Origin of the sequence: Limnospira sp., from assembly GCF_051859755.1 — a bacterium.
GTDB classification, from domain to species: Bacteria; Cyanobacteriota; Cyanobacteriia; order Cyanobacteriales; family Microcoleaceae; genus Limnospira; species Limnospira fusiformis.
The window spans coordinates 1-3,109 of the sequence record NZ_JBIMLI010000259.1 but is presented as its reverse complement, the minus strand read 5'-3'; the positions used below and the strand labels follow the sequence as shown (position 1 = coordinate 3,109).

2 protein-coding genes are annotated in these 3,109 nt (G+C 45.2%); both read left to right on the top strand.

Translation table 11 applies throughout. The features are described 5' to 3' along the window. Nucleotides 1–451 precede the first annotated feature (451 nt). Nucleotides 452–1,132, top strand: coding sequence for a Crp/Fnr family transcriptional regulator (locus ACTIE0_RS23560; protein ID WP_008050490.1), 681 nt, complete (start codon nucleotides 452–454; stop codon nucleotides 1,130–1,132). A gap of 80 nt (nucleotides 1,133–1,212) precedes the next feature. Continuing rightward, a complete protein-coding gene (locus ACTIE0_RS23555) occupies nucleotides 1,213–3,036 on the top strand; it encodes a M61 family metallopeptidase (protein ID WP_006625965.1) in 1,824 nt (607 codons plus the stop codon). Nucleotides 3,037–3,109 lie beyond the last annotated feature (73 nt).

Here is a 3,109-nt window from a genome sequence, read left to right as displayed (position 1 = left end):
CGTGGTTGAAAGCCCGCATTCGCCATTGTATTGAGCAGTTTGATTCTCTCCATGATGCCATGGATTCTGTTCTCAAGACTGCGTCCTAACCGTATTGACTAGTGCTATATATAAGTGTTGCACTGGATTGCCACTTCTATCTGTGTTTGTTGGCACTAACTGTCATTGCTGATTACAAGGCTGATTACAAGTTAGTGGGCTTTATAGGGAACTTCCCTTGGTATAATTAGATTTAGATTTGCCTTCCTTTAATGCTACTGGAAGTCTCTCGCGCTTACCGACGGGGTTGGTGGGGGAGTACAACATAGCCTGAGAAGCACCGATGCCCAGGTTGTGGGCCTGAGCCTTAACGGTGGGTAACTTCAAATCTCTAGTGATCGAAATCTCGAAGCCCCTTGCAGTTTGTGAGGTGGTGTGTCAACATAAAACTTCTGACTTAGCGCGAGTTCTCATGCAGACTGAGGCTTTTAGTGAGCTTTTTCCTCTTTTTAAAGGGGCAAACCCAGAAACTCTGGAATGGTTGTTGTCGGTGGCTGTGAAGCACGAGTATCCAGCTAATCGCGCGATCGTGATGGAGGATGCTTGGGGAAATGCAGTTTATTTCATCGTTTCCGGGTGGGTCAAGGTACGGCGACTGTCGGGCGATAATGTAGTCACCCTGGCTATTTTGGGGCGAGGTGATTTTTTTGGCGAAATGGCGATTCTCGATGAGTCTCCCCGATCCAATGATGTGATTGCTTTGTCCTCTGTACGATTGATTAGTGTCTCGGCTCAACGATTTATTCAAACGCTGTTTAAAGACCCACAACTCCATCATCGAATGTTGCAACTGATGGTGCGACGTTTGCGCCAAACTAACCAGCGTTATCAGATCCGACACCGCCCTCCGGCGGTTAAGCTGGCTAATACTTTGGTGGAGTTGGCGGAAAATTATGGCCAGTTGACAGAAAAAGGGGCTGATATTTTTAACATTCCTGAACAAGATTTGGCTCATGTTACTGATATCAGTCTGGAAGAGACTAGCAAAATTATGGAAAAACTCAATAGCAAGGGTTGGATTAATATTGATACGGAACGTCAGGTGATCCATTTGATTAACCTCAAGCACCTTAATCAATTGGCTAATCAGTAGGCTAGTCCTCTGGTAGCTGGCTCCTTTGCTCTTGGGGCTTGAGCTAAAACAGCCCTAATTTGTCGCTATTTTTCTGTTTAATGACTCAAGCTATTAGAACCCCCTCCCTAGAGGGCGCTGACTCGACGGTAGCCACCCATTACCTGGTTTCTATGTCTCAACCGGGGTCTCATTTGTTTGAGGTGCGGTTCCAAATCTCTCGACACTATGGCGCGGGTCCGGTGGTGGACTCCGGGGTGATTGATTTGAAAATGCCGGTGTGGACTCCGGGTTCTTATATGGTGCGGGAGTATGCAAGACATTTGCAGGATTTTCAGGTATGCGATCGCCATGATCAATCTCTGTCTTGGTCTAAGGTCAGTAAAAATACATGGCGGGTACAAGCAGGAGAGTCAGACTCGCTCATAGTCCACTACCGTATCTATGCCAATGAGTTGACGGTAAGAACTAACCATTTGGATAGCACCCACGGCTATTTTAATGGGGCGGCTCTGTTCTTTTATGTTCCTGGATGGGAAAATTTGCCGATCCAAGTGGCGATCGCACCTCCAAAGGGTTGGTGGGTTACTACCAGTTTACCGTCCGTTTCAGGGGTCGAAAATACCTTTGAGGCGACGGATTTTGATACCTTGGTTGATAGTCCTTTTGAGATTGGCACCCATCAGGTTTATGATTTTGAAGCGGCTGGAAAACCTCATCAATTGGCAATTTGGGGCCAAGGAAATGGTGATGTCGATCGCTTAATTACAGATTGTCGGAAAATTATTCACGAGGTTAGCAATCTATTTTCGGGTCTTCCCTATGACCGCTATGTGTTTCTATTGCATTTGTCCAGTCAGGGTTATGGAGGACTGGAACATAAAAATTCCTGCTCTCTTAATTATCCTCGGTTAGGATTGCGAGACCGGGATAAGTATAACCGCTTTATGCAGTTGGTAGCTCATGAGTTTTTTCACCTCTGGAATGTTAAGCGCTTACGCCCGAAAGAGTTGGAAGTGTTTAACTATGAATCCGAATGTTATACGACTTCTTTGTGGTTTTGTGAGGGAGCAACTAGCTATTATGATGGCTGGATGATTTACCGATCTGGTATTGTTGAGGTTAAGGATTTTTTGAATGGTTTATCTAAGGATATTTCCCGATTCTTGACGACTCCTGGGCGGTTCGTTCAACCCCTGGGTGAGTCGAGTTGGGATGCTTGGATTAAGTTGTATCGCCGGGATGCTTATAGTGACAACAATCAAATGTCCTACTATTTAAAAGGGGAATTGGTGTCATTTATGCTGGAACTGTTGATCCGTAACCGTCATGGAAATCGGCGATCGCTTGATGATGTGATGGTGCTAATGTGGGAAAAATTCGGGAAATCGGAAAAGGGCTATACGGCGACGGAGTTACAGTCGGCGATCGCTTCGGTGGCAGAAATGGATTTAGACGATTTCTTTAATCGCTATCTTCATGGTACTGAAGAACTGCCTTTAAATGATTATTTACAACCCTTTGGGTTAGTAATTAAACCTCAAAATAATGATATTGTTCCTGATTTGGGTTGGCGACTGGCGGCGGAAAATGGAAAGACAATAGTTAAATTTGTGGAAGCAGGAAGTCCAGCACAATTAGCGGGAATTGATGCTGAGGATGAATTATTAGCTATCAATGGTTTTCGGGTGAGCGTTGAAAACATTAGCGATCGCTTGCTAGACTTTAAACCAGGAGATGAAGTCCATATAAGTTTCTTCCATCAAGACGAATTGCGAACCTCTGAAGCTATACTGCGATCGCCCCGTCCTAGTGCTTATAAAATTACCTCTGTTGAAGAACCCACCCCGGAACAGCAGCGCAATTTTGAGGGATGGTTAGGCTGCCCCTATCACCAATTGTATAGCACAAGACAGAACATTTAGGACGTATAATGGCAAGGATATCTACAGAAGACCCAAAATGCCAGCCCCCTACAGTTACGACCTTAGACAAAAA

What these genes read in the sequence shown, in the direction of transcription:
- ACTIE0_RS23560 (WP_008050490.1), top strand. Translation starts at nt 452, where the DNA reads ATGCAGACTGAGGCTTTTAGTGAGCTTTTTCCTCTTTTTAAAGGGGCA.
- ACTIE0_RS23555 (WP_006625965.1), top strand. Translation starts at nt 1,213, where the DNA reads ATGACTCAAGCTATTAGAACCCCCTCCCTAGAGGGCGCTGACTCGACG.